This is a genomic window from Pseudonocardia wallangbongensis, from assembly GCF_054486945.1.
In genome coordinates this window covers 52,477-74,973 of the sequence record NZ_JBRERS010000009.1, presented here as the reverse complement: position 1 = coordinate 74,973, position 22,497 = coordinate 52,477, and the positions used below count along the sequence as shown (strand labels likewise).

At 74.3% G+C, this 22,497-nt stretch carries 20 protein-coding genes; 11 read left to right on the top strand and 9 right to left on the bottom strand.

Annotated features, from left to right (window positions below):
- Positions 1-2: 2 nt before the first annotated feature.
- From ACU436_RS28590 to ACU436_RS28580, 3 genes are read right to left on the bottom strand one after another with little or no spacing between them, the layout of a single operon-like run.
- On the bottom strand, positions 3-2,735 hold the full coding sequence (locus tag ACU436_RS28590) for a bifunctional acetate--CoA ligase family protein/GNAT family N-acetyltransferase (protein WP_459030069.1): 2,733 nt from the start codon (positions 2,733-2,735) through the stop codon (positions 3-5).
- A 5-nt stretch (positions 2,736-2,740) separates the two neighbouring features.
- Positions 2,741-3,904 (bottom strand): acetoin utilization protein AcuC, encoded by a 1,164-nt coding sequence (locus tag ACU436_RS28585; RefSeq protein WP_459030353.1) that lies wholly within the window; start codon positions 3,902-3,904, stop codon positions 2,741-2,743.
- 2 nt (positions 3,905-3,906) lie between these two features.
- On the bottom strand, positions 3,907-4,770 hold the full coding sequence (locus ACU436_RS28580) for a sulfurtransferase (RefSeq protein WP_459030068.1): 864 nt from the start codon (positions 4,768-4,770) through the stop codon (positions 3,907-3,909).
- Between the two features lie 93 nt (positions 4,771-4,863).
- Here ACU436_RS28580 and ACU436_RS28575 point away from each other — a divergent pair, with 93 nt between their 5' ends.
- Both ACU436_RS28575 and galE read left to right on the top strand, forming a co-directional pair.
- Complete coding sequence (locus ACU436_RS28575) at positions 4,864-5,589, top strand: metal-dependent transcriptional regulator (protein ID WP_459030067.1); 726 nt, start codon at positions 4,864-4,866, stop codon at positions 5,587-5,589.
- 108 nt (positions 5,590-5,697) lie between these two features.
- Positions 5,698-6,657 (top strand): UDP-glucose 4-epimerase GalE, encoded by a 960-nt coding sequence (gene galE, locus ACU436_RS28570; protein WP_459030066.1) that lies wholly within the window; start codon positions 5,698-5,700, stop codon positions 6,655-6,657.
- A gap of 20 nt (positions 6,658-6,677) precedes the next feature.
- On the opposite strand, the gene ACU436_RS28565 is transcribed toward galE, so the two are convergent.
- Positions 6,678-7,748 carry a DUF4192 domain-containing protein gene (locus tag ACU436_RS28565; RefSeq protein ID WP_459030065.1) on the bottom strand — a complete coding sequence of 357 codons (1,071 nt, stop codon included), beginning with the start codon at positions 7,746-7,748 and terminating at the stop codon, positions 6,678-6,680.
- 241 nt (positions 7,749-7,989) lie between these two features.
- Between ACU436_RS28565 and sthA the strand changes: the two genes are divergently transcribed.
- Positions 7,990-9,405 carry a Si-specific NAD(P)(+) transhydrogenase gene (gene sthA, locus ACU436_RS28560; protein WP_459030064.1) on the top strand — a complete coding sequence of 472 codons (1,416 nt, stop codon included), beginning with the start codon at positions 7,990-7,992 and terminating at the stop codon, positions 9,403-9,405.
- A gap of 53 nt (positions 9,406-9,458) precedes the next feature.
- On the opposite strand, the gene ACU436_RS28555 is transcribed toward sthA, so the two are convergent.
- Positions 9,459-9,602, bottom strand: coding sequence for a hypothetical protein (locus tag ACU436_RS28555; protein WP_459030063.1), 144 nt, complete (start codon positions 9,600-9,602; stop codon positions 9,459-9,461).
- Between the two features lie 267 nt (positions 9,603-9,869).
- Between ACU436_RS28555 and ACU436_RS28550 the strand changes: the two genes are divergently transcribed.
- Positions 9,870-10,775 (top strand): EamA family transporter, encoded by a 906-nt coding sequence (locus ACU436_RS28550; RefSeq protein WP_459030062.1) that lies wholly within the window; start codon positions 9,870-9,872, stop codon positions 10,773-10,775.
- Positions 10,776-10,797: 22 nt separating this feature from the next.
- Here the strand turns inward: ACU436_RS28550 and ACU436_RS28545 are convergent, their stop codons facing one another.
- Positions 10,798-11,817 carry a LacI family DNA-binding transcriptional regulator gene (locus ACU436_RS28545; protein ID WP_459030061.1) on the bottom strand — a complete coding sequence of 340 codons (1,020 nt, stop codon included), beginning with the start codon at positions 11,815-11,817 and terminating at the stop codon, positions 10,798-10,800.
- 96 nt (positions 11,818-11,913) lie between these two features.
- Between ACU436_RS28545 and ACU436_RS28540 the strand changes: the two genes are divergently transcribed.
- Together ACU436_RS28540 and ACU436_RS28535 are read left to right on the top strand one after the other, a co-directional pair.
- Positions 11,914-13,239 carry an MFS transporter gene (locus ACU436_RS28540; RefSeq protein WP_459030060.1) on the top strand — a complete coding sequence of 442 codons (1,326 nt, stop codon included), beginning with the start codon at positions 11,914-11,916 and terminating at the stop codon, positions 13,237-13,239.
- Entirely contained in the window at positions 13,236-14,531 is a 1,296-nt protein-coding gene (locus ACU436_RS28535) for a sulfatase-like hydrolase/transferase (protein ID WP_459030059.1), read from the top strand. The genes ACU436_RS28540 and ACU436_RS28535 overlap by 4 nt, the downstream gene beginning before the upstream one ends.
- A gap of 112 nt (positions 14,532-14,643) precedes the next feature.
- Here the strand turns inward: ACU436_RS28535 and ACU436_RS28530 are convergent, their stop codons facing one another.
- Positions 14,644-15,552: a M23 family metallopeptidase gene (locus ACU436_RS28530; RefSeq protein WP_459030058.1), complete on the bottom strand. Its 909-nt coding sequence runs from the start codon at positions 15,550-15,552 to the stop codon at positions 14,644-14,646.
- A 500-nt stretch (positions 15,553-16,052) separates the two neighbouring features.
- Here ACU436_RS28530 and ACU436_RS28525 point away from each other — a divergent pair, with 500 nt between their 5' ends.
- Complete coding sequence (locus ACU436_RS28525; RefSeq protein ID WP_459030057.1) at positions 16,053-17,273, top strand: hypothetical protein; 1,221 nt, start codon at positions 16,053-16,055, stop codon at positions 17,271-17,273.
- Here ACU436_RS28525 and ACU436_RS28520 read toward each other — a convergent pair.
- A complete protein-coding gene (locus tag ACU436_RS28520; RefSeq protein WP_459030056.1) occupies positions 17,229-17,603 on the bottom strand; it encodes a hypothetical protein in 375 nt (124 codons plus the stop codon). The genes ACU436_RS28525 and ACU436_RS28520 overlap by 45 nt on opposite strands.
- A gap of 167 nt (positions 17,604-17,770) precedes the next feature.
- On the opposite strand from ACU436_RS28520, the gene ACU436_RS28515 reads away from it, so the two are divergent.
- Positions 17,771-18,913 carry a sensor histidine kinase gene (locus tag ACU436_RS28515; RefSeq protein ID WP_459030055.1) on the top strand — a complete coding sequence of 381 codons (1,143 nt, stop codon included), beginning with the start codon at positions 17,771-17,773 and terminating at the stop codon, positions 18,911-18,913.
- 136 nt (positions 18,914-19,049) lie between these two features.
- Positions 19,050-19,718, top strand: a complete 669-nt coding sequence (locus tag ACU436_RS28510) for a response regulator (protein ID WP_459030352.1) — start codon at positions 19,050-19,052, stop codon at positions 19,716-19,718.
- A 37-nt stretch (positions 19,719-19,755) separates the two neighbouring features.
- Here ACU436_RS28510 and ACU436_RS28505 read toward each other — a convergent pair whose 3' ends face one another.
- Positions 19,756-20,151 (bottom strand): hypothetical protein, encoded by a 396-nt coding sequence (locus tag ACU436_RS28505; RefSeq protein WP_459030054.1) that lies wholly within the window; start codon positions 20,149-20,151, stop codon positions 19,756-19,758.
- A gap of 125 nt (positions 20,152-20,276) precedes the next feature.
- On the opposite strand from ACU436_RS28505, the gene ACU436_RS28500 reads away from it, so the two are divergent.
- Entirely contained in the window at positions 20,277-20,951 is a 675-nt protein-coding gene (locus ACU436_RS28500; protein ID WP_459030053.1) for a response regulator transcription factor, read from the top strand.
- Entirely contained in the window at positions 20,948-22,207 is a 1,260-nt protein-coding gene (locus ACU436_RS28495) for a sensor histidine kinase (RefSeq protein ID WP_459030052.1), read from the top strand. The genes ACU436_RS28500 and ACU436_RS28495 overlap by 4 nt, the downstream gene beginning before the upstream one ends.
- Positions 22,208-22,497: the final 290 nt, after the last annotated feature.

The following is a 22,497-nucleotide window of genomic DNA, read 5'->3' as shown; positions in this document are numbered from 1 at the left end:
TTCTAGGAGAGCCGCCGGGGCCCGCCGTCCTGCCGGGTGGGTGGCGGGCCGAGGACGATGCGCGCGCCCGTGACGAACGCCCCCTCGGCCGAGGTGAGCACCGGGTCGAGCACGAGCGAGCGCACCTCGGGCAGGTCCTCGGCGATCCGGCCGACGCGCAGCACCAGGTCCTCCAGTGCGGCCAGGTCGACGGGCTCGGTGCCGCGGTAGCCGGCGAGGAGCGGCGCGGCCCGCGGGGCCCGGACCAGGGCGGCGGCGTCCTGGTCGGACACCGGGACCACCCGGAACGCCCGGTCGCCGAGCAGTTCGGTGGCCATCCCCGACATCCCGAACGACAGCAGCGACCCGAACGACGGGTCGTCGACGATCTCCAGCACGCACGAGATCCCCTTCGGCGCCATCCGCTGGACGTAGACCTCGCCCTGCCCGGTGAGCCGTGCGAGGTCGGTGTGGGCGCGGCGCACTCCGGACGGGTCGTCCAGGTCGAGCCGGACGCCCACCTGATCGGTGCGGTGCCGCCAGCGGTCGCCGACCGCCTTGATCGCCACGGGGTAGCCGAGGTCCTCGGCCGCCGCGACCGCCGCCTCGGCGTCGGCTACCACGCGGAAGTCGGTGACGGCCACGCCGTAGCAGGCCAGCAGCTCGACGGCCTCGGGGTCGCCGAGCCGGTGGGAACGGTCTGCGCCGAGGCGGGCGACCCCGGCCCGGGCGCGCTCCGCGTCGATCCCCGGCGGGCTGACGAACTCCCCGACGGGCTGCGACCGCCAGCGGGCGTACCGGCTGACCCGCGCGAGCGCCGCCGCCGCGCGTTCCGGACTGGGGTAGCTCGGCACCGATCCCGGGCCGGGCGAGCCGTCCTCCCGCGCCACCGACAGCTCGACCGGGACCCCCTCTGCCGCGAGGAACACCGCGGCGACCGGTTTGTCGGACCCGGCGACGGCCTCCCGCAGGGCCCGGGCGTACTCCGCGCCGGGGATGGCGATGGGCGGGACGAAGACGGCGATGAGGGCGTCGGCCCCGTTCGCCGCCCCGTCCTCCGGGTCGTCCCGGATCGCCCGGGCGACCGCGGCCGCGAACTCGTCGGGCGGCGCCGCGGTGCCGACGTCGACCGGCGGGCCGGCGAGTTCCATCCCGCCGTCGAGCAGGGCGTCGGCGACCAGGACACCGAGTGCGCTGGAGTTGCCCACGACGGCGACGCGCGGCCCGGCCGGGAGCGGCTGGTAGGCGAGCAGCAGGGCCGTGTCGAACAGCTGCGTGAGCGTCTCCACCCGGATCACGCCCGCCTGCTCGAACAGCGCCCGCACGCTGGCCTCGTCGATGGGTGCCGCGCTCGCCGCCAGTGCGGCGGTGGGCCCGGAGTGGCGCCCGCTCTTCACCGCGACGATCGGCTTGGTGCGGGCGAGCCGTCGCGCCAGCCGGGCGAACTTACGCGGGTTGCCGAACGTCTCGAGGTAGAGCAGTACGACATCGGTGTTCGGGTCTGTCTGCCAGTACTGCAGCAGGTCGTTGCCCGACAGGTCGGCCCGGTTGCCCGCCGAGACGAACGTGGACAGGCCGAGGCCGCGCCCCTTCGCCGCCGCGAGGATGGCGATGCCCAGCGCGCCGGACTGCGAGAAGAACCCGACCCGGCCCGCGCCCGGGAGATCGGGGGCGAGCGTGGCGTTGAGCCGCACCGCGGGGTCGTTGTTGACCACCCCGAGCGCGTTCGGCCCGATCACCCGCATGCCGTGCGCCCTGGCCTCGGACACCAGGCGCCGCTCCGCGACGACACCGCTCCCGCCGACGTCGGCGAACCCCGCGCTCACCACGACGAGCGTGGTGACCCCCTTCTCGAGGCAGGAGTCCATCACCTCGTCGATGTTGGCGGCGGGTACCGCGACGACGGCCAGGTCGACCTCGTCGGGGATCTCGGTGACCGACGCGTAGGCCCGCACCCCGCGCACCGACCGCGTGGCCGGGTTCACCGGGTAGACGGGCCCGGTGAAGTTGCCGCGCAGGAGGTTGGCGAGCACGGCGTGCCCGATCTTCGACGGGTCGGTGGACGCCCCGATGACGGCCACCGACGTGGGGTGGAGCGCGTTGTGCACGCTGCGGGCCTCGGCGCGCTGCTCCCGGGAGTCGCGGACGGCGAGCGAACGCTCCGTGGGGTCGATGTCGAACTCGAGGTGCAGCACACCCTCGGCGAACTCCCGGCTCACCTGGTACCCGGCGTCCCGGAAGACCCGGACCATCTGGTGGTTCTCCACCAGCACCTCGGCCTCGAACCGGCGCAGGCCGTTCTCGCGCGCCGCGGCCGCGAGGTGTTCGAGCAGGATCGAGCCCAGCCCACGCCGCTGGTGGTCGTCGCGGGCGACGAACGCGACCTCGGCCGCCTCGACCCGCCCGTCGGGCCCCGTCCCCAGCCCCTCGTAGCGGCCCACGGCGATGATGTCGTCGCCCAGCAGGCAGATGAGCGCCACCCGCGTGCGGTGGTCGACGGTGGTGAACCGCTCGAGGTCACGCGGGGGGATGCGCGGGTAGGGGCCGAAGTAGCGCAGGTAGCGGGTGCGTTCCGAAAGGCTCTGGTGGAAGCGCAGCAGCGCGTCGGCGTCGCCAGGCACGATCGGGCGGAGGTGCACGATGCCGCCGTCGGAGGCCACGACGTCGGCCTCCCAGTGCTGCGGATAGCCGGGCCGGGGGGCCGCGGGTGCCGTGCCGCTGGTGGTGTCGCCGCCGGTGGTGCCGCTCGTGGTCATGCCCGTCAGTCCCTCGGGTCGTCGGGGTCGAGGCCGTACAGCGGGAAGACCGCCCGCCTGGTCTCCAGGACGGCGGTGTCCACGCGGTCGGCGCCCTCGGTCCAGGGGATGTACCCGGTGTCGCCGCCGTCGGTCATCGAGATCGGCAGCTGCCGGCCGGTGAGGCTCGCGGTGTGGGCCACCCAGCCCGCGGGCAGCGGACGGTCCGGCCCGACGTCGCGGTCGAGCACGGTGGCGATCAGGTGGGTCCAGGACCGGGGCACCACCCGGAAGAGCCCGTAGCCACCGCCGCCCACGGCGAGCCACTTGCCACCTGCGGTGTGGGTGGCGAGCTCCCGCAGCGCCCGGTAGATGGTGCGGTGGCCGTCGACCGTGAGCCCGAGGTCGGCGAGCGGGTCCTCGACGTGGGTGTCCACGCCGCACTGCGTGACGAGGATCTGCGGCCGGAACTCCGCGAGGAGCGACGGCACCACGGCGTGGAAGGCGCGCAGCCAGCTCGCATCCGGTGTGCCCGGCGGCAGCGGGATGTTGACCGCGCGTCCCGCGGCCTCCCCCTCGCCGTATTCGCCCGGCCATCCCGTGCCCGGCCAGAGCGTCATCGGGTGCTGGTGCAGCGAGATCGTGAGCACGCGGGGGTCGGCGTAGAACGCGGCCTGCACGCCGTCACCGTGGTGGACATCGACGTCGACGTAGGCGATGCGGTCGAACCCGTGGTCGAGCAGCCACGAGATCGCGACCGCGCAGTCGTTGTAGACGCAGAACCCCGCCGCGTGGTCGCGCATGGCGTGGTGCAGCCCGCCGGCGATGTTGACGGCGCGGTCGGCCCGGCCCTCGGCGATCTCCCGCGCGGCGAGCAGCGACCCGCCGACGACGAGCGCGCTGGCCTCGTGCATCCCGAGGAAGATCGGGTTGTCGTCGGTGCCGAGGCCGTGGCCCACGCCGAACGGCTGCTCGGGCGCCGACTTCACGGCCGTGAGGTACGACGGGACGTGCACCCGCTGCACCTCCTCGTCGGATGCCTGCTCGGGCTGCAGCGGCTCGATGCCCTCGAGCACCCCCAGCTCGGTGGCCAGCCGCATCGTGAGGTCCAGCCGGACCGGGTCGAGCGGGTGCTCGTCGCCGAGGTCGTAGCCCATGAAGTCCTCGGTCCACACGACCGCCGCCCGCACGCTCACGGCACCGCCCCGGTGGCCACCGGCCGCCCCGGGTCGGCCGACCAGTTCGACCACGACCCGACGTACAGCGCGACCGGCCGCTCCGGCGGGCGGAAGCCCGCGTGCTCCGCGGCGAGCACGAGCGCGGTGGCGGTGGCGCCCGACCCGCAGTAGGCCCCGACCTCGCCCTCCCCCGCCTCCGCGAGCCCGGCCAGCCACTCGGCCAGCGACACGGGAGCGAGCCACCGCCCGTCGGAGCCGAGGACGTCGGTGGCCGGCGCGTTGCGGGCACCCGGGATGTGGCCCGCCTTGGGGTCGACCGGCTCGTGCTCACCGCGGTAGCGCTCCGGTGCGCGGGCGTCGAGCAGCACACCGCTGCGGGCGAGCGCGGCCGCCTCGTCGGCGTCGAGCACCGGCATGCCGCCGGGCCGCACCGCGACGTCGCCGGGTGCCGGGCGCGAGGGCTCGGCCGTGGTGGGCAGCCCCGCCTCCACCCAGCCGCGGAACCCGCCGTCGAGCACCGCGACGCGGCCCGCGGCGAACCCCGCCCACCGCAGCAGCCACCAGGCCCGCGCCGCCTGCACGCCCTGGGCGTCGTCGTGCGCGACGACCAGCGACGCGTCCCGCACGCCCGCCCCGCGCAGCGCGGCCTGCAGCCGCTCGACCGACGGCAGCGGGTGGCGACCCGCCGGGCCCGGAGGGTCGGCGAGGTCGGTGTCCAGGTCGAGGAAGGCGGCGCCCGGTATGTGCGCGGTGTCGTGGTCGGGCTTCGCCGGCGGGCCGCCGAGCCGCCACCGCACGTCGAGCACCACCGGTCGCCGCGCCGGATCGGGATCGGCGAGAAGCTCCGCGAGCCGGGAGGGAGCGAGTAGGGGATCCATCGGTGCGAACACCCGGTCATCCTGCCCGGGATGGCGGGGCGGCTGCGAGCCGTTGCACCGATAGAATGGGGCCTTGACGGAAGGGCTGGGGGCGTGAACGAGCTCATCGATACCACCGAGATGTACCTCCGCACGATCTACGAACTCGAGGAGGAGGGCGTCGTACCGCTGCGCGCGCGCATTGCGGAGCGGCTCGCCCAGAGCGGGCCGACGGTGAGCCAGACCGTGGCCCGGATGGAGCGGGACGGGCTGGTGGTGGTGGCCGGCGACCGGCACCTCGAGCTCACCGAGGCGGGGCGTGGGCGCGCGGTGGCCGTGATGCGCAAGCACCGGCTCGCGGAGCGGCTGCTCGTGGACGTGATCGGGCTCGAATGGGAGTTCGTGCACGCCGAGGCCTGCCGCTGGGAGCACGTGATGAGCGATGCGGTGGAGCGCAAGCTCGTGACGCTGCTCGACAACCCCACGATCTCCCCGTACGGCAACCCCATCCCCGGCCTCGACGAGCTCGTGAACACCCTCGACACCGCCGCCGCGGCGCGTTCCGCCTCGGCGCCCCCGGTGCTGGAGGTGGGCCTGCAGCGGCTCGACGAGTTCGCCCGCCGCGGTGGTGGCCCGGTGGAGGTGCGCCGCATCGCCGAGCACGTGCAGGTGGACGCCGACCTCATGGCCGACCTCAAGTCGGCCGGCATCGTGCCGGGGCAGGACGTGGACGTGGACGCCATCTCCCGCTTCGGTGACGCCGTGACCGTGGCGAGCCACGGCGCCTCCTCGTCGGTGGCGCCGCTCATCGCCCATGCGGTGCTCGTGCGGGCTCGCTGACCCCAGCCCTGACCGCGACCCTCCGGGGGCGTCGGGGCGCGCCGTGAGACGGTGGGCCGCGCCGCGCGGCGACCGGGCGACGCGCGCCGAACCCCGAGGAGGACTTCCGTGAAGCTGCTCGTGACCGGTGGGGCAGGCTACGTCGGCAGCGTGTGCGCCGCCCACCTGCTGGACGCGGGCCACGACGTGACGGTGCTCGACGACCTGTCCACGGGGCACAAGGACGCCGTGCCGGACGGCGCGCGGTTCGTGGAGGCCGAGCTCGCAGCCGCCGCCGACGACGTGCTCGCCGAGGGGTTCGAGGGCGTGCTCCACTTCGCGGCCAGGTCGCTCGTGGGCGAATCGGTGCAGCGGCCGGAGCTGTACTGGAACGGCAACGTGGTGACGAGCTTCCGGCTGCTCGAGGCGATGCGCCGCCACGGCACCCCCCGGCTGGTGTTCTCCTCCACCGCCGCGACGTACGGCGAGCCGGAGCAGGTGCCGATCCGCGAGGACGCGCCGACCAGGCCGACCAACCCGTACGGCGCGAGCAAGCTCGCGATCGACCACGCCATCGGCTCCTACGCGGTGGCGCACGGGCTGGCCGCGGTGAGCCTGCGGTACTTCAACGTGGCGGGGGCCCACGGCGCCTTCGGCGAGCGGCACGCGGTGGAGACCCACCTGATCCCGCTCGTGCTGCAGGTGGCCTCGGGCACCCGCGACGCGGTGCAGGTGTACGGCGAGGACTGGCCGACCCCCGACGGCACCTGCGTGCGCGACTACATCCACGTGGACGACCTCGCCGACGCCCACCTGCTGGCGCTGCAACACGCGCAGCCGGGGCGGCACGCGATCTACAACCTGGGTTCGGGCAGCGGCTTCTCGGTGCGCGAGGTGGTGGAGGCCTGCCGCACGGTGACCGGGCACCCGATCCCCGCGGTGTCCGCCCCCCGCCGCGCCGGCGACCCGGCGGTGCTGATCGCCTCGAGCGAGGCGGCCAGGACGGAGCTGGGCTGGCAGCCGCACCGCACCGACCTCGCCACGATCGTGGGCGACGCCTGGGAGTTCACCCGCAGCAGGACGGCCTGACCGGAGGCCGGGCAGGTCGTTCACCGCGCGTCCCGGGCGCCGAGCAGCGTCTCGCGGATCCGGGACGGCCGGATCCCGGCCGCGGCGCAGCGGCGGACCAGCCCTGCGAAGGCGTGCCCCGGCCACGCCCGCTCGGCGCGGTCGAGCGCGATGTTGGCCAGCGCACCGTCGCCACGCAGCAGCGCCGAGACCGCCAGCAGCGCTGCGGGCTCGGCCGCTTCGGGATCGGGCATCTCCCGGACGAGTGCCGCCCACAGGTGTTCGGCCGCCGCCCCGTCCTGGCCTGCGCTGCGCTCCAGCGCCCAGGCGCGCACCTCGGCGATCCCGAGCGCGGTGGCCAACGCGACGACCCCGTCGTCGGAAAGGGCGAGCCGACCGGCCGCGGCGTCGGTGATCGCGGCGTCGACGACGGACAGGCCCGCTCCGGGTTCGAGGACGACCCCGCCGGGGTCCCCCTCGAGCGCCGCGTCCGCGGAACGGATCAGCCGCTTCTCGCGGCGCCGGATCACGGCAGGATCGGCGGGAGCGATCAGCGCCTCCAGCGCGGCCCGATCGGCGTGCACCACCCTGCCCTCCGCCACCATGGCGGCCAGGAACGGCGTGGTGGACGGGTCTGGGACCGTGCCCGCGCAGCCGCACGGCTGGTAGCAGGCCCAGCGGGCTCCACCGGCGGTGCACGCGGCCCACATCAAGGCCTGTATCGGCACGTGCCGCGCCTCGAGCGCCGACTCGACGTGGCTCGCGAGCAGCGAATGCCGGGGCGGCCCGGGTGGATCACCGGAATCGCTCACGAGTACGGCGATGGCCCCCGCGGGTTCGTCGAGCAGCAGGCCGCTCACCGCGGACGCGACGATGAGCTCGGCGTGTTCGGCGTACTGCGGGTGCTCGGGCGGAGGTAGGTCGACGCGCAACGTGAGACCCAGCCTGCGACCCGACTGACCGCCGGTGGCCATCAGGACGAGCGACTCGCGGGGGTGGAACCCGAGCATGGCCGGGACCGCGGCCACCAGCTCGCCCTGGTCGCGGACGCGCAGCGCGGGGCGGTGGTCGACCGGGAAGGCGGCGGGAGGATGGTCGGCGGGAGGCGTCATGCGGCGAGGATGCGTGGCGAGGGCGGGCGATGGGGGCGTTGCTCCGTTCGGCTGTGGGCAACGTGCGGCGGAACGGCCGAATCTCCGGCGTTGTGGACAACCGGCGCTCCGTAGCGCGGCTCTCGTCGGTCATGTCGTCGCCGGTTGTTAACCTCCCGCGCTTGCCGCGCGGCGCGAGTGCGGCGACGCTGTCCCCGTGCGGTGCGTCGATCGCCCGCCGACCCTTGGGGAGGACCGCCGGGTGTACGACTACGACCTGCTCGTGATCGGGTCCGGGCCGGGGGGCCAGAAGGCCGCGATCGCGGGTGCGAAGCTGGGCAAGCGCGTCGCCGTGGCGGAGCGGCGCAACATGATGGGCGGCGTCTGCGTCAACACCGGCACGATCCCGTCGAAGACGTTGCGGGAGGCGGTGCTGTACCTCACCGGCTTCGCGCAGCGGGACATGTACGGCGCGAGCTACCGGGTCAAGAGCGAGATCACCATCTCCGACCTGCTCGCCCGCACGCAGCACGTGGTCGGCCGCGAGGTCGAGGTGGTCCGCAACCAGCTGCTCCGCAACCACGTCGAGCTCATCGGCGGCACCGCTCGCTTCGAGGACGAGCACACGGTCACCGTGCAGGGCGAGGCGCGGGGCGACCGCAGCACCGTCACCGCCGAGAACATCGTGATCGCCACCGGCACGAAGCCGGCCCGCCCCGCCGAGGTCGAGTTCGACGACGAGCACGTGCTCGACTCCGACGGCGTGCTCAAGCTGCAGCGGGTGCCGGGATCGATGGTCGTCGTCGGCGCCGGAGTGATCGGGATCGAGTACGCCTCGATGTTCGCCGCCCTCGGCACCCGCGTCACGGTGGTCGAGAAGCGGCCGGCGATGTTGGACTTCTGCGACCCCGAGGTGGTCGAGTCGCTCAAGTTCCACCTGCGCGACCAGTCCGTCACCTTCCGGTTCGGCGAGGAGGTCGAGAAGGTCGAGGTGACGCAGCGCGGCACCGTCACGAGCCTGGCCAGCAGCAAGCGGATCGCGGCCGACATGGTGATGTACTCGGCCGGCCGCCAGGGCGTGACCGAGGAGCTGGACCTGGCGAAGGCGGGCCTGTCGACCGACAAGCGCGGCCGCATCACCGTCGACAAGCAGTACCGCACGGATGTTCAGCACATCTTCGCCGTCGGCGACGTGATCGGCTTCCCCGCGCTCGCGGCCACGAGCATGGACCAGGGCAGGCTCGCGGCCTACCACGCGTTCGGCGAACCGGCCCGCGAGCTGCAGGAGCTCCAGCCGATCGGCATCTACACGGTGCCGGAGATCTCCTACTGCGGCCGCACCGAGGCGGAGCTGACGTCCGCGGCCATGCCCTACGAGGTGGGGATGTCGCGCTACCGGGAACTGGCGCGCGGCGCGATCGTCGGCGACTCCTACGGCATGCTCAAGCTGCTCGTCTCCACCGACGACCGCACGCTGCTCGGCGTGCACGTCTTCGGCACCGGCGCCACCGACCTCGTGCACATCGGGCAGGCGATCATGGGCTGCGGCGGCACCGTCGACTACCTCGTCGACACCGTGCTGAACTACCCGACGCTCTCCGAGGCGTACAAGGTGGCGGCCCTCGACGCGACGAACAAGATCCGCGCGCTGGAGGTGTTCGAGAACGATCCGGTCTAGGCCGTAGATCATGATGTCTGTGCCTTGACGGATTGGGCGCTGTCCGGGCTTGATCAGCGCTCGCGGTTCTCCGGCCGCTCCTGGAGGCTGACCCGATCCAGGCGCCGGGCGCTGGCCCGTGATCGGCGGTATCGGTCGTCCATGGTTGTGGCAACGACGATGCGCACCCGATAACGGCAGGGCAGGACCTCGATCAAGGGCTGATGGTCGCTGTTGAAGATCGACTAGCGACCATTTCGCCTTGATCGCCGAACGCCGGCGCGGCCGATCATTCGTGGGCGCGGGACCGCCGGGCGGTGTCGCGGCAGTTCATCTCTCGTGGGCAAGCCCGCGCACCTCGGGGCCGGATGCCATCCTCGCCCGGGGCGACGCAGTCGGTGGGTCCCGCAGTGGTCGTCGATCCGGCGCACGCATCTCTCCGTGTGCCGGTGTGACGGCCGGCGGAGTCGCGGGACGATCGGGTCGTGGTGGTCGCAGCACTGCTGGCGCTGGCCGCGAGCGTCGCCTACGGGTCGAGTGATCTCGTGGCCGGGCTCGCGGCCCGCCGCGCCCGCCCGATCGCGATCGCGTTCTGGGGCCACCTGGCGGGAACGCTGGTCGTCGGCACGCTCGCGTGGTCGGTGGCGGGTGCGCCGCCGCTGGGTGGTCTGGTGTTCGGGCTGGTCGGGGGTGCTGTCGCGGCCGTCGGGCTGGTGCTGTTCTACGGGGCGTTGGCCCGCGGGTCGGTGTCGATCGTGGCGCCGCTGGCCGCGGCCGGGGCGGTGGTCCCGGTCTCGGTGGGCGTGGCTCGCGGCGAGGTGCCCGGCGCTCTCGGGTGGGTGGGCCTGGCGATCGCGGTGCTCGGCGTGGTGGTGCTCGCGACGGCGCTGGGGCCCCAGACCGCCGAGCCGAACCCACCCTGCGCCGGCGCCCGTCCCGGCTGCCCGGACGAGGGCGCCGCCCGGTCGCCGCGGATCCCGCCGACGCTGGCCGCCCTGCTCGCCGCCGGAGCCTTCGGATCGGCGTTCGTGCTGATCGACCTCGGTGGCTCCGGCGGGACGGCACCGCTGTGGGTCGCGGCGGGGCTGCAGACCGGCGGCTTCCTCGGTCTGCTGCCGATCGCGCTCGCCGGGCCGTTGACGCGGTTGGCCGTGCCCCGTGCGGCGCTGCCCGTGCTGCTCGTCTCCGGGCTGCTGGCCGCGGCAGGCGACGTCGCGCTGGCGATCGCGTTCACCCAGGGGGACATCGCCGTCGTCAGCGTCCTGGCCTCGCTGGACTCCGCGGTGAGCGTGCTGCTCGCGCGAATGATCCTGCGCGAGAAGCTCTCGCTGCGTCAGGCCGCTGCCGTGCTCGCCGTTCTCACCGGCGCGGTGCTGCTCGCCGCGACCTGAGACACGAGACCCGGACGGTGGGTCAGCCCGAGGCGCGCGTGATGAGCTCCCACGGGGCCGCGAGTTCCGCACCGGGCAGCGGCGTCGGGGCGTCCAGGCGTTCGAAGAGGCGGGTGACCTCGCGGGAGAAGTCGAGGGCGGCGGCTCCGACGCTGGTGAGGGGCGGGGAGATCATCAGGCCTTCGGGGATGTTGCCGATGCCGATGACGGCGAGCCGGTCGGGCACGGTGACGCCGAGGTCGCGGGCCGCCCAGATGCCGTCGATCGCGGCGCGGTCGGTGGCGGAGACCAGCGCGGTCGGCGGGTCCGGGCGGCGCAGGAGGTCGCGGACGGCGGCGTAGGCGTCGGGCCGCGAGTCGGCGACGGCCCGCACGAGCCCCGCGTCCTCCGCGATGCCGTGGGCGGCGAGGCCGTCCCGGTAGCTGCGCAGCTTGACGTCGGCGAGCGGGCCGCCGTGGTCGTCGGCGTGGCCGAGGAAGGCGATGCGGCGGTGGCCGGCGGCGATCAACCGCTCGATCGCGGCGCGGCAGGCCGTCAGGCGGTCCTGGCGGACCACGTCGAAACCGTCGGGCTCGAGGTCGTCGTCGAACACGACGAGCGAGCGGCCCTGCGCGGCCAGCGCAGCGAGCTCGGCGCCGTCGAGCGGACAGTCGTGCAGCAGGACGGCGCCGTCGATGTAGCGCTGCCGCAGGATCCGCAGGATCGCCGCCGTCGAGGCGCCGGTGATGACCGGGAGCGCGACGACCGCGAACCCCCGGTCCGCGGCGGCCACCTGCAGCTCCTCGGCCAGCCGGTCCGACCACGGGCTGGACGGCGCGGGGTACATCAGCGCGACGACGTCCGTGCGCTGCCTGCGCAGGCTGCGGCCGGCCTGGTCGAGCTGGTACCCGGTCTCGGCGACGGCGCGCAGCACGCGCTCCCGCGTCTCCGGCGGCGGCGGTTTGGCCCCTCCCCCGCGGCCGGAGAGCACGTAGGAGACCGTGGCGGTGGAGACGCCGGCGCGCTCGGCGATGTCGCGCTGGGTGGGTCGGCGCGGCGGCACGCCTCGACAGTAGCCGACCTCGGCCCACCGTCTTTACAGGTGAGGCCGCAGCCCCTACGGTGCGCTGTTAATCGAATAACACACTGGGGAGCAGCGATGACGCAGCAACCGCACGACGCCCCACCCCGGCAGTCGATGCCGAAGGTCGCGGCGGCCAGCATGTCCGGTGCGCTGCTCGAGTGGTACGACTTCAACCTCTACGGCATCTCCGCCGCACTGGTGTTCAACAAGCTCTTCTTCCCCGACGTCGACCCGGTGATCGGCACCCTCGCCGCGCTGGCCACGTTCGGCGTCGGCTTCGTCTCCCGCCCGATCGGCGCCCTGATCTTCGGGCACTTCGGGGACCGGCTCGGGCGCAAGAAGGTGCTCGTCACCACGATGATGATCATCGGGAGCGCGACGTTCCTGATCGGCCTGCTCCCCGACTTCCACACGGTCGGCTTCTGGGCACCCACCCTGCTCGTCCTGCTGCGCCTCCTGCAGGGACTGGGGCTCGGCGGGGAGTTCGGCGGGGCCTCGCTGCTCGCCGTCGAGCACGCGCCCCGGCACCGCCGCGGATTCTGGGGCAGCCTCCCCCAGTGCGGCGGCGCCACCGGCTACCTCATCGCCGTGTCCGTGGTGGGGCTGTTCACCGGCCTGCCCGAGGACCAGTTCCTGAGCTGGGGCTGGCGGGTACCGTTCCTGTTCAGCGCCGTGCTGCTCGTCGTCGGCCTGATCGTCCGGCTCAAGATCGAGGAGACGCCCGCGTTCCAGGTGGTGCGGGACACCGGGCAGCAGGAGCGCATCCCGCTGCTCACGGCCCTGCGCCGGTACCCGCGCAACATCGCGGTTGCCTTCGGCGTGCGCATCGGCGAGGCCGGTACGTCGCAGATCTACCAGCCGTTCGCCATCAGCTACGTCACCACGAGCCTCGGGTACGGCCAGGGCGTCGCGCTGACCGGGATCGTGTTCTACAACCTCGTCGGCCTCGCCCTCATCCCCGTGGCGGGCGCGCTCTCCGACCGCATCGGCCGCCGGCCCATCTACCTCGCGGGCGGGATCTTCGTCGTCGTCACCGCGTTCCCCTACGTCTGGCTGCTCGAGTCCGGCTCGACGGCGCTCGTGTGGTGCGCGATGGCGCTGGTCGGGCTGGGCGGCGCCGTGTGCATGTCCAGCCTGCAGCCCACGCTGTTCGCGGAGATGTTCGGCGTCGGCGTGCGCTACTCCGGCATGTCCTTCGCCTACCAGCTCTCGGCCATGGTGGCCGGCTTCGTGCCGGCGATCGTCACCTCGTTCCTCGTGGCGTCGGGCGGGGCGAGCTGGCCGGTCGCCACCGTCGCCGTGGTGCTCGGGCTGGTGTCCGTGGTCTCCACGCTCTTCCTGCGCGAGACCCGCACCGTCGACACGTCCGAGCTCGAAGCCCGCCGAGAGGTGCATGCGTGACCAACGTCCTCGTCTTCTTCACCGACCAGCAGCGCTTCGACACCACCGGAGTGCACGGCAACCCCCACGGGCTGACGCCACACTTCGACCGGATGGCGCGCGAGGGCGTGCACGTCGAGCGGTCGTTCACCTGCCAGCCGGTGTGCGCGCCGTCGAGGTCGGCACTGCAGACCGGCCGCTGGCCGACGGCGACCGGCTGCTTCCGCAACGGCATCCCGCTGCCGGTGGACGAGCCGACGCTGGCCCACCGGTTCGCCGCCGCCGGCCACGAGACCGCCTACATGGGGAAGTGGCACCTCGCCGACGACGACGTCGCCGGTCCCGTGCGGCCCGAGCAACGCGGCGGCTACGAACGGTGGCTGACGTCGAACCTGCTCGAGTTCACCTCCGACGCCTACGAGACCACCCTCTACGACGAGCACGGCGACCGGCACGACCTGCCCGGATACCGCGCCGACGCCCTCACCGACGCCGCGATCGACTACCTGCGGCAGGATCGGGACCGGCCGTTCTTCCTGTTCCTGTCCTACCTGGAGCCGCACCACCAGAACAGCCGCGACGACTACCCCGCGCCCCACGGCTACGCCGATCGCTACGCCGACCCGTGGCTCCCCGGTGACCTCGAGGCCCTCGATGGCAACACCCGTGAACACCTCGCGGGCTACTACGGCATGGTCCGGCGGGTCGACGAGTGCCTCGGTCGGGTCCGCGACGCGCTCGAGGAGCTCGGCCTGGCCGACGACACGGTGGTGCTCTACACGTCCGACCACGGCTGCCACTTCAAGACGCGCAACGACGAGTACAAGCGCAGCTGCCACGACGCGTCCATCCGAGTGCCCACCGCGTTGACCGGGCCGGGCCTCCGCACCGCGGAGCCGGTGCGGAGGCTGGTGAGCCACCTCGACCTGCCGCCGACCCTGCTCGACGCGGCCGGGCTCCCGGTGCCGCCGGAGATGGACGGCCGGTCGCTCCTGCCCGTCGTGCGCGGCGAGCCGGACCCGCGACCCGACGACGTGCTCGTGCAGATCAGCGAGTCACAGGTCGGGCGGGCCCTGCGGACGCCGCGGTGGAAGTACGCCGTGGAAGCGCCCGGAGCTGACGGGTGGGCGACGCCGGCCGCCGAGCGGTACGTCGACGCCCACCTCTACGACCTGGCCGCCGACCCGCACGAGCTGCACGATCTCGCAGACAGCCCGGCGCACGCGGACGTGCGCGCCGAGCTGCGCGACCGCCTGGAGGAACGGATCGTGGAGGCCGGTGAGAAGCGCCCGGTGATCGAACCGGCGCGGTAGTGCCCTCCACGGGCACTTCGCACATCCTGCATGGGCTTCGCATAGGGCGGGCCTTGTGCGGAGTCGGTGCCGGGTGTGCGAAGTCGGCTCGCGCCTCGCCTGTGGGACCGCCTCAGTAGCCGATGCCGTGCTGGTCCAGCCACGGGCGGGGGTTGATCTTCTTGCCGCCCGGGGTGGTGACCTCGACGTGCAGGTGGGGGCCGGTGGAGTGGCCGCGGTTGCCCACCTCGGCGATCTCCTCGCCGGCCGCGACCTTCTGCCCCATGCTCACGAGGGACCGGTTGATGTGGCCGTAGGTGGTGATGGTGCCGTCGTCGTGGCGCACCCGAACCCACAGGCCGAAGCCGCTCGCGGGGCCGGAGTCGATCACGGTGCCGGCGAGCGGCACGTGGATGGGGGTGCCGATCGGAGCGGCGATGTCGACGCCCTCGTGGGCGCGGCCCCAACGGCCGCCGAACCCGGACGTGACGCGGCCGGTGACCATCTGGACGGCGCCGCCTGCGGACGCGGTCTCGGCCGCCTTGGCCGCCTCCGCGGCCTTTGCCGCCTCGGCTGCCTTGGCAGCGGCCTCGGCGGCACGGGCCGCCTCGGCCTCGGCGGCTGCCCGCTGCAGGTCGGCGGCCTTCACCAGCGACGCCGCGTCGGCGACGGGGAGATCGGCGGGCACGTCGGCCACCGCGGGGACGACAGGGGTGAACGCCATCGAGGCCGCGTCGGTGATGTCGAACGTGTCCGATGCCGCCGCGGAGGCGGGTTCGGTGCCCATGAGCTCTTCGACGGCGACGCGCAGGGCGGCACCGTCCGCGGCGACGGGGAGGGTCTGGGCGAGCGCGTGCTGAGCCGTGGCCGCGAGCGCTCCGCCGGCCACGACGGTGGCGACGAACCGTGCGGGCAGCGACGAGGCCAGCTGCTGGACGGGGACCGACCGGTGGGCGCCACCGACCCCCGCTGCCGCCAGTGCGGCGGACAGCGGGGGCCCGAGGTGTGCGCGCCGGCCCTGGGGGGAGCGGTGCCGAGCCACGACCTTTCCTTCCGGATCTCGTGGCGACCAGGCCCGGACGTCCCGCTCGGGGGGGGGGCGGGCGGACCGTCGGGGGGCGTGCGGTCCGTGTCCGGTTTTGTGACCGGGTCGTTATCGATCCACGAGCAACGTTAACGGTCGTCGCGCGTTGAACAAGCCGGGCACGGGTCGACTGAGGCCGTTGGCGGCGGTAGCGCGACGAGCGGCAGGAACACCGCCACCCCCGATGACAGGCTCGCGGGTCGCTCGCCGTTCACCGCAAGGTCACGTCCTGTCCCCCGCCGGGCGGTCGCCCCGGGGATCGGTGGCACCGCGTCGATCGCTGCCGGTACCGACGAACGGGGCATCCTCACCTGCCGATCGCCGCAGCGGCTGCGGTGGACGGCTCCCACCGACGATCAGGATCGGAGATCGCGGCGTTCGTCAAGCGCGACGAGTCCGATCCCACACACCCGTCCAGGTACCGTGGGTCCGCCGGCGCGCGCGAGGGGGAGCGAGAGTTGTTCCGCAGGTCAGGCCCTGGAGACGAACTACCCGACGAGCGCGTCCTGGCCGCGCGCAACGCGGCCACCCACGCCTTCCTCGCCCTCGACGACGAGCAGCGCGCCGTCGCCGACGCCGTGCGCGCCGCCGCCGAGCTGGACGGCGCGTCCCGGCTCGGGCAGGAGTGGCTCGCCGTCGCCGCGGTCGGCGACGCCGCCACCAGCGCGTACCTCACCGCCACCCAGGAACACCCGCTCGACGGCAGCCGCCCCACCCGCGGCGCCCGCGAGGCCGACGAGAAGGCGCTGCGGGAGATCGAGCGGGCGCGGGAGGCGATCCGCGGGTTCCGCGACGCCCACGCGCGCGTCCTCGACGAGGCCGCGTTCGCCCGGCAGAACCTGCCGCGCACCGAGCAGGAGGCACACGCGGCGCTCGTCGCCGCGCGCACGGCCGTGCGGGACGTGGCCACGGCCGGTACCCGGTCCCGACGGGCCGAGGAACGCCTCGCCGAGGCCGAGCGGGCCGCCGGACCGGTCGCCGCGGGTACCGGGCTGAGGGAACGCAGGAACGCGGCACTCCGCACCCTGGAGCTCGCCCGTTCGGCCGCCGCACTGGCCGCCGAGGCGCCCCGCACCGCCCAGCAGGTGCGCTCGGCGCTCACCAGCATCGCCACGCGCCGTTCGGCCGCGGAGACCAAGGCGGGCCGGATCGTGCCGGCGCTCTCGGCGCTGCGGCGGGAGTTCGCCGAACCCTGCTCCCGCGACCTGACCGATGCCGAGGCCGCCGCCCGCGCCGCCATCGGCGACGCCGAGCACGCCGCCGCCGACGCCGGGCGCCTGGCCGACGCCGGCGACTGGGACGAGGCGGCGGAGCGGGTCACGGCCGCCCGCTCGGCGCTCGCCCGTGCCGAGGAACGGCACGACGCGGTGGTGGACCGGCTCGCCGCGCTGCGCGACGTCCGCGCCGATCCGGCCCGGTACGCCGCCGACGCCCGCTTCGTGCTGCGCGACGCGCAGCGGCTCGTCGTCGACCGTGGCCTCGTCGGTGCGTTCGGGCCGGTCCTCGACGCGCAGGCGGTGCGGCTCGAGAACGCCCAGCAGCGGCTGAGCGGCGTACATCCCGACTACTGGTTCTACCTCACCGAGCTGAGGGGCATCCGGGAGCGGGTGCGCGACGTCGTCGCCCGGGCCCGCTCAACGACGGGCGGCGGACAGCCGCACGGGCGGTCTCGCGAGTGAGCCGACCGCCGCGGCCACACCCACCACGAGGGCGATCATCTGCACCCACTTCCCCACCGTGACGAGGGCGTTCTGGTTGCCGAACATGTTCGCGACGTCGCCGACCACGAAGAACCCCACGAGGATGAACCCGCCGGCCACCAGCGAGATCACCGGCGCCCACCGCACGGGGAGCAGGGCGGCGAGGCCGGCCACCAGGAGGATCAGCATCCCTGGTGGGACGACCGGGTAGTCCCAGCCGCCCAGGATCTGGATCGGGATCCCGATCGCGGAGACCACGAGGCTGACGAGGACCGTGCGCCGCAGGCGGTCGGCGAGGATCCGGAACATGGCTACCCCCCAAGCTGTGTCGACCCACTCCTGTGAGCCGAACCCGACGCTAGGGACGGCGGCGGCCGGGCACGTCCGTTCAGGAGCGGCACCGGCGCTACGCAGATCCGCGTAGGTCGGGTCGGGCGAGGTCCGGGGCCCGCGGCGGGCCGCTAGCCTCGGCGGTCGTGATCCCCCGGGCCGGGCGCGGCGCGTTGCCGAGCGGACGCGTCGCCGTCGCGGCCGCGGTGCTGGCCGTCGTGGTGCTGGCCGGCACCGCGCTCGTCGGCCGTCTCCAGCCGCAGGCGGTGTTCGACGCGTGGGGGGTCGCGGCGATCCTGGTGGCCGCGGCGGCGTGGAGCTGGCACCGGGTCGCGCCCGCCGCGTCCGCGGTCGCCGTCGTCGCCACCGTCGTCGGCTACGTCCTGGCGGGTCAGCCCTACGGGCCGATCCTCGGCTTCGTCGTGCTCTCCAGCTTCGCCCTCACCCGCCACCGCCTCGCCCGCGTCGCCGCGCCCGTCTGCGTCGTGGCCGGTGGGGCGCTGGCCGCGGCGCTGTGGACGCGCCTCGACACGGAGCCGCACGCGGTGACGGTGACGCTGCTGCTGGCGTGGCCGGGCGTGTTCGTCGTGGTGCCCGCCCTGGCCGGTGCGCTGACCCGGGCCCGGGCCGACGCCGTGACCCGGGAGCGCACGGCACTGCTGACCCGTGGCGCCGACGAGGAACGGCTGCGGGTCGCGCGCGAGGTGCACGACATCGCGGGACACGGCTTCGCCGTGGTGGCGATGCAGGCCGGCGTCGCGCTCACGGTGTTCGACGAGCAACCCGCGCAGGCCAGGCTCTCCCTCGAAGCGATCCGGTCGGCGAGCCAGCACGCGCTGCAGGAACTGCAGGCCACCCTCGACACGCTGCACGCGGGGGCGGCCACCGCCCGGGACGTGCCGGACCTCGTCGAGCGTGTGCGGGCCGGCGGGCTTCCGGTCGCCCTGAGCGTCACCGGCGACCCGGGGACGCTGGGCGAGCGGGAGTCGGCCACGGTCTACCGGCTGGTGCAGGAGGCGCTCACCAACGTGCTGCGCCACGCCGGTCCGACCGCGGCGGAGGTGGACGTCGACTACGGGGTGCGCGAGGTGTCGATCGCCGTCCGCGACCGGGGAACGGGCGGCGACGCGGCGCCCGGGCGGGGACTCGGCGGCCTGCGGCAGCGGGTCGAGGAGCTCCACGGCACGTTCACCGCCCGGGAGCGGCCCGTCGGCGGCTACGAGGTGTCAGCCACGTTCCCCGTGACGGCGAGTGGCCCCGCATCGCGCTTCGCGGAAGGCGCACGGTGAGCAGCTTGCGGGCCGACGCCGTCTTGCGGGGGAGGCGCGCAGGGAGCGAGGAACGAGCGACCGAGCACCGGAGGAGCAAGACGGCGTCACCGGGGCCCGCAAGCCCGCCGGAGCGAAGCGGAGGCCGATGAACACAGTGATCAGGGTCGCGCTCGCCGACGACGACGAGCTCGTGCGGATGGGCCTTCGGGTCCTCGTCGACCGCGAGGACGATCTCGAGCTCGTCGCCGAGGCGGACGACGGTGCGGGCGCGCTCGACGTGGTGCGCTCGGCCCGCCCCGACGTGCTCCTGCTCGACCTGAAGATGCCCGGCCTGGACGGGATCGGCGTGCTGCGTGCCGTCGCGGCCGACCCGCTGCTGTCGGGCACCCGGGTGATCGTCGTGACGACGTTCGAGATCGACCGCTACGTCGCCGAGGCGCTCCAGGCCGGGGCGAGCGGGTTCCTGCTGAAGAGCAACGTGCCCGCCGAGCTGGTCCGCGCGATCCGCGTCGTGGCCGCCGGCCAGGCGTTGCTCTCGCCGTCGGTGACGCGCCGGGTGGTCGGGATGTTCGGGCGGCACCTCGCCGGCCCGACGCCGCCGCGCGCCGCGTGGGACTCCCTGACCACGCGGGAACGCGAGATGGTCGCCTGGGTGGCCACCGGCCTGTCGAACGACGAGATCGCCCGCGAGCTCGTGCTGAGCCCGGACACCGTGCGCACCCACGTGAGCCGGTCGATGGTCAAGCTCGCCGCCCGTGACCGCGCTCAGCTGGTCGTCTTCGCGATCCGGCAGGGGCTGACCATTCCCGACGTCACGGGATGAGGAGGGGTGGCGGCCCCCCGACCGCCACCCCCGGCCCTCAGCGCGGCAGTGCGGGCACCGCCGGTTCGACCCGCTCGAGGCGCGGCGCCCGCGGGCCGTCGGCGTCGCACATCACCGGCGGCGGCGCTCCCGGCTCCGCCGGAACGACCCGGACCGCTCCCCCGTCCGGCAGGACGCGGGTGTCCCCCCGCTCCGGCTCCGCCCGGTGGCTCCTCCCCTCCTCCACGCGCGGATGTGCGGGCCGGGCCGGCAGCGTCCGCATCCGCTCGCGTTCCTCCTCGGTGGGCTCGCGCGTCACGATCTCACCGTTCTCGCAGGTCACGATCAGGGGACCGCGCTCGTCGTCCGGTTCGCCCGCCGAGGCCGCACCGGCCGTCGCGACCGACAGGCCCGCTGCCACCAGCACGGCCAACGCGATGCTGCGCTTGCGCATCGTTCGCCTTTCCACTCGATCTTGTGGGACGCGCCGAAGACTCGTCGCAACGGGCTGAACCGGGCCTGAACGTGCCCGAACGCGTCTTCAGGTTCACCTCAGCCGGACGCGCGAGACTGCCCACCGTGCGGATGTTGCTGGTGGACGATGAGCAACGGCTGACCGACGTGCTCGCGGGTGGCCTGGCCAACGAGGGTTTCGCGGTGGACGTCGCCCACGACGGCAGGGACGGGCTGTGGCTCGCCACCGAGAACGCCTACGACGTGATCGTCCTCGACGTGATGCTGCCGCGGCTGTCCGGCTACGCCGTCTGCCGCGAGCTGCGGACGGCGCGGAACTGGACGCCGATCCTCATGCTCACCGCGAAGGACGGGGTGCACGACGAGGCCGAGGCGCTCGACACCGGAGCGGACGACTACCTGTCGAAGCCGTTCTCCTACGTGGTGCTGCTGGCCCGGTTGCGCGCCCTCGTGCGGCGCGGCGGGCCTGCCCGGCCCGTGCAGATCGCCGTCGGGGACCTCACGCTCGACCCGGCCGGCCTGCGCTGCCGGCGCGGTGCGGTGGACATCGCGCTGACGCCGAAGGAGTTCGCCGTGCTGCACGGGCTGGCCCGGCGGGCCGGCGAGGTCGTGTCCAAGCGGGAGCTGCTCGCGCAGGCGTGGGACTTCGCATACGACGGCGACCCGAACATCGTCGAGGTCTACGTCAGCGCGCTGCGGCGCAAGATCGACGCGCCGTTCGGGCGAACGTCGCTCGTCACGGTGCGGGGCGCCGGATACCGGCTCGAGGCCGCGTCGTGAGGGCGCGCTCGCGGACATCGGTGCGGCTGCGGACGACGCTCGCGGCCACCGCCGCCGTCGCCGTCGCGCTCGGCGTCGCGTCCGCGGTGCTCGCCGGTGTGCTGTCCGGGAGCCTCGCCGACAGCGCGGCCGCGGAGGCCGAGCGCCGGGCCTCCCTGACCGCCGAACTGCTCACCGTCCCGGTACAGCGGGAGCCGGCCGCGGGGCCCCGGCTGATGGTCGCACCCGACGTCGTCGTGCGGCCCGCGCAACCGGGAGCCCCCGCCCCCGCCGCGCCGGCCTTCGGCCAGACCGAGCGCTTCGCCGTGGCGAGCCGGCCCGTGGTGACCGCGGACGGGGCGATGCTCGTGCAGGCCAGGGCGTCGCTGAACCCGGCGGCCGACGCGCTCGAGACCCTGCGCTCGGTGCTGCTGCCCGGCATCCCCGCCCTGCTCCTGCTCGTCGCCGCGCTCACCTGGCTCGCGGTCGGGCGCGCCCTCGCCCCGGTCTCGGCGATCCGCCGCGAGCTCGCCGACATCACGGCCACCGACCTGCACCGGCGCGTCCCGGTACCGCAGACCCGCGACGAGGTCCGGCTCCTCGCCGAGACCACGAACCGCACCCTCGACCGGCTCGAACTGGCCGTCGGGCGGCACCGCCGGTTCGTCGCCGACGCGGCGCACGAGCTGCGCAGCCCGCTCGCCGTGCTCCGCACCCGCCTGGAGATCGCCCCTCCCCAACCGCTCGCGGCCGAGGCCCTCGCCGACGTCGAGCGGATCCAACACCTCACCACGGACCTCCTGCTGCTCGCCCGGCTCGACGCGGGCGAGCCGCCCGAGCACGTCGAGGTCGACCTGGGACAGGTCGCCGCGGAGGAGGCCACCCTCGCGCGGCCGCGCACCGACGTCCGGGTCGACCTGCGGATCGACGCCGGGATCGTCGTGCGCGGCGCGGCGGAGCACCTGCGCCGGCTGGTGGCGAACCTCGTCGACAACGCGGTGCGGCACGCCGCCGGCGTCGTGACCGTGCGCCTGCGGGAGCGCGACGGCGACGCCGTGCTGGAGGTCGAGGACGACGGCCCGGGCATCCCCGCGGACCGGCACGAGGCGGTGTTCGACCGCTTCGCCCGCCTCGACGAGGCCAGGGCGCGGGACGCCGGCGGCTCCGGGCTGGGCCTGGCCATCGCCCGCGACATCGCCGTGCACCACGGCGGCTCGCTCGCGGTGGCGGGCGGCCCACCGGGCGCGGTACTACGGGCCCGGCTCCCGGTCGGCTGATCATGGTCGTCGGGCCGGGGCTCGATCAGCAGCTGGGCGCACCCACGGCCGCCATCTTCGATCACGACCATCTGCCCTTGGTCACCGCCGCCGGGACCCAGGATCGATCGTCCGCGCGCCATGATCGGCGCGATCGGGACATGAGCTGCGCCCATGCGGTTCATGTCCCGATCCTGCTGATCATGACGTTCGCTGAGGCCACCTCCGAGTGCCGGTGCAACGGGAGAGGCGACCACACCCTCGGTTCGCCGGCGCGCCGATCGCCCCCGGGTCCACGAGCCTCCGGTGGC